Source organism: Daejeonella sp., assembly GCF_046590655.1.
In the GTDB taxonomy this organism is placed as follows: domain Bacteria; phylum Bacteroidota; class Bacteroidia; order Sphingobacteriales; family Sphingobacteriaceae; genus Daejeonella.
Map to the genome: position 1 here is coordinate 1 of NZ_JBKJUM010000118.1, position 4192 is coordinate 4192.

At 40.6% G+C, this 4192-nt stretch carries 2 protein-coding genes; both read left to right on the forward strand.

Annotated features, from left to right (window positions below; genetic code table 11):
- Window positions 1–185: 185 nt before the first annotated feature.
- Entirely contained in the window at window positions 186–1202 is a 1017-nt protein-coding gene (locus ACLL8Z_RS11555) for a chemotaxis protein CheB (RefSeq protein ID WP_411274944.1), read from the forward strand.
- Window positions 1203–1316: 114 nt separating this feature from the next.
- Window positions 1317–4192: chemotaxis protein CheB (locus ACLL8Z_RS11560; protein WP_411274945.1), on the forward strand; the 2876-nt coding region annotated here is incomplete at its 3' end.

Here is a 4192-nt window from a genome sequence, read left to right on the forward strand (position 1 = left end):
GGCCATCCCAAAAGCCGCCAGCCCGAAAAGAGTCAAAATCAGGAAATATTCATTCATGCAATGGGAGTTCTCAACTACTATACCATTTAGTTTTAATATGCATGAACAGTGTTTTAAACGGGCCATTAATTTTCCCCCAACACAAAACGGCAGGTTAAACGTTGGCTATAAGAAGGCCATCAATTATGAAAGCTGAAGAGGTTGTTTCCAAAAGAGTTATTGTTGTGGGAACATCGGCAGGTGGCCTTCGGGCACTTACAAAATTAGTTAGTCAGCTTCAGGCAGACTTTCCTGTACCGATACTAGTAGTTCAGCATATTTCCGCAGATGCAACAGGTAATGTATTACTCGACTCTCTAAGAAAAAACAGCCAACTTATTTGCGGTAATGCTACCAATAAGGGCCTTATGAAACCAGGTCACTTATATCTGGCACCCTCAGATCATCACCTGATGATAAGCGATGATAAATCTCTTTTAGTCACCAAGGGTGCACATGAAAACCGTTCACGCCCTGCTATTGATCCGTTATTTCGATCGGCAGCGGTAACTTTTGGAACCGGAGTTATAGGCATACTTTTAACGGGGTATCTAAATGATGGAACCTCTGGCATGGAAGCTATAAAAAGATGCGGCGGCATATGTATAGTTCAAGACCCCGAAGATGCGGATTATCCAGACATGCCTAAAAATGCATTAAGCAATGTAAAAGTTGATTACACTCTGCCCCTGGCTCAGATAGGTGGTGTAATCCATAAACTCCTGTTTGCGAAAGTTAAGAAGCAAGTACCTATCCCAATAGATATACGTACAGAAGCAAGCATTGCCAAGCGCGTTCTTAGCGACTTGCCTTCGGTAAATTCACTTGGAAACCTGGTGCCGTTTAACTGCCCGGGCTGTGGAGGAGTTCTCTGGGAGATTAAAACAGATAACGGGCTCAGATATCGCTGCCATACAGGTCATGCCTACACTGCCTCTACTTTATTGGCTGAGCAAACGATGAAAATCGAAGAAACCATGTGGACTGCCCTCAGGATGTTTGAGGAAAGAAGAAATCTATTACTAACCCTGGCGAGGGATCAAAATGGAGCAAATGCCAAATCCTCAATAGAAAGAGCCGACGCTTCCCAGGTTCACATCGACCGAATTAAGGCAATCCTTCATTCGAACGAAAAGGCAGCCGAGAGGGATATACCTGTTTAATCAAATAATAAAATAATAGTATTAACAATAGTTTTACCACGTTGTTTTAAATACTTTTACGAATTCCGCATCTTATCCTCATTTCTGCTCATTACTGATTTCTAAAGTTTAAAAATGCCGACAAATATACCACATCATATTATTGCTATTGGTGCCTCTGCGGGCGGTTTGGATGAGATCAATTCTTTTTTTGATCATACACCTTTGGATGGGGTCTCATATATCATTGTTCAGCATTTATCTCCCGATTTCAAAAGCCGCATGGTTGAATTGCTATCCAGACATAGTAAACTTGAAGTAAAAGAGGCAGAGCATGGGATGAACGTTGGACGCAACCAAGTCTATTTGATACCGAACGACAAGTATATGATTATTGAGGATAATCAATTGCTATTAACGGAAAAAGATAAAGCTGCTTCGCCTCACCTTACTATAAATACTTTTTTTAAATCACTTGCCCTCAATAGCGGAAAAGATGCTATAGGTATTATTTTTTCTGGATTAGGTTCAGATGGCACCGCCGGTATTAGAGAAATCAAAAGACATGGCGGAATGGTAATGGCTAGAAATCCTGAAACAGCGGAATTCGGAAGCATGCCATCAAACGCTATTGGCAGTGGTATGGTCGATTTTGTACTTGAGCCTGAAGCCATGCCCCGTGCGATTGAAGATTTCATAAAATATGAGGGGAATCTACTCACCGATAGCCAGGAAGAAGAAAAAGACCTCCGGGAAATCATTCAGTTGATTAATGAAAAATCACCGCTCGATTTCTCAGATTATAAAGAAACTACCATTCTTCGCAGGACGAAGCGGAGAGCATCGCAAGCCAATTTTAAATCCTTAAAAAAATATCTTGATTATCTGAAGGAAACTCCAGGAGAGGTAGATGCCCTGGCAAAAGAATTCCTCATCAGTGTCACCTCGTTCTTCAGAGACAAAGAAGCATTCAAAATTATTAAGGACAAGGTTCTTTCGGACTTATTAAACCGTCTTAACCCGACAGAAGAACTCAAGATGTGGGTCGCCGGATGCGCTACGGGGGAGGAGGTCTACTCCCTGGCCATCCTGATAGCTGAGAAACTCGTGGAGACATCACAATCCAGAGTGGTAAAAATCTTCGCCACAGATATCGACAGCATTGCGCTTGCCCATGCGGGGAAAGGAATATACAGCAACGCAATAGAAAAGAGTGTGTCTACTACCAGGCTTGAAAAATATTTCGTGAAACAAGGGGACTATTATAAAATCAGCGCCCTGATACGAAAAATGGTCATTTTTGCACAGCATGACCTGGTGAAGAACCCACCTTATTGCAACATGCATTTAATTGCCTGCCGTAACCTCTTGATTTACATGACTCCGATTTTACAGGAGAAAATATTTAACATGTTCGTCTTTGGACTCAAAAAAGACGGATACCTGTTTTTAGGCTCCAGTGAGACTCCCAGTCAAATCATGCAAAGCCTGGAAGTTGTAAATAAAAAGTGGCGGATTTATAAATGTCTTGAGACCAAGCAGGCTTCAAATTTTGATGCTTACACGATGCCAAATCTGCTCGAGATAAAATATAAACCCATTGAGCTGGGTGAAAAGCGATTCAAACCTTTTCAGAATGCAGTTGCTGAAGAAATGCATAACACTGTGGCATTAAACCTGGGCTATCTGGTGATTTCTGCGAATTCTAACCTGGAGATATTAAACTCTTACGGCGACCCCACTAAATATTTTCTGCCTAAACATTTTACCTCAAGTTTGGAAGAATTGCTGCCACGTCCACTTGCGGTAGCCTTTAAATCTACTTACCAACAATTCAAGGAAACCGGGAAGACGACAGTTCTAAAAGGCATAATAATAAAAACCCAAAAACAAATACGCAATATAAACCTGACTTTAAGCCCTTTAAGTGTTCATGAGGCAGACGTATTCATGGTAATATTCAGCGATAATGGCTTACTACATAATGCTGCGGACGATGAAATCATTTTTGATGAAACAAAGTCTATTGACAACTATACGCTTACCATTGAAGCGGAGCTGAAAAATCTTAAACAGAAACTTCAGTCTTCTTATGAGCAGATCGACGCTTCTAATGAAAACATGCAATCGTTTAATGAAGAGCTTATTTCTGCGAATGAAGAAATGCAAAGCACTAACGAGGAAATGCAGTCGGTCAATGAGGAACTTCATACAATCAATTCCGACTATCAGCTTAAGAACAAGGAATTATTTGAAATTAACGACGATCTGAATAACTATTTCAGGAGCAATTTAAATGGTCAGCTTTTTATTGATAATGATCTAAGATTGATGAAATTTTCTCCCGGCACGATTAGACAGATTAATTTGCTTGAAACGGATATTGGAAGGCCTATAAGCAACATAACCACAAATGTTAAGTTCGACACCATCGTGGATGATATCAGGCAGGTTCTTGATCACGGCAACACGGTAACTAAGGAAATTGAAACTAATGATGGTAAATGGTACCAGGTAATGACGATGCCCTACATACGACAATCAGATAATAACCATACCGGGGCGATTGTTACATTTAACGATATTACTACTTTAAAGAGAATTCAGTTCAATCTTGATGATAGTAATAGGCTGTTGAATATGGCTATAGAAGCCGCTGATATTGCTACATGGGTCATAAATATGAACACAAGAGAATTCAAACCCTCTGCACGGTTTAAGGAAATGTTTGGATTTTATGCGGATGATACGATGACTTATGAAGATGCAGTAGGACAAATACTTGAAGAAGATCGGCCATTGGTTGAAAAAGCGGTTATAACGAGTATGAGTGAAGGTAAGAGATGTGACATCGAGTTTGCTGTTACTGGGTTTCATGATAAGCGGCTGCGATGGTTGAGGGGTGTTGGAAATAGCTCGGTCGAAAAAGAAACCAAGGCAGATATCTTTACTGGTGTTCTACATGATATAACTACTCACAAACAGGACGAAGTTAGGAAAAACGATTTCAT

Excerpts from the sequence above, each read along its gene's own strand:
- ACLL8Z_RS11555 (WP_411274944.1), top strand. The coding sequence starts at position 186 with ATGAAAGCTGAAGAGGTTGTTTCCAAAAGAGTTATTGTTGTGGGAACA.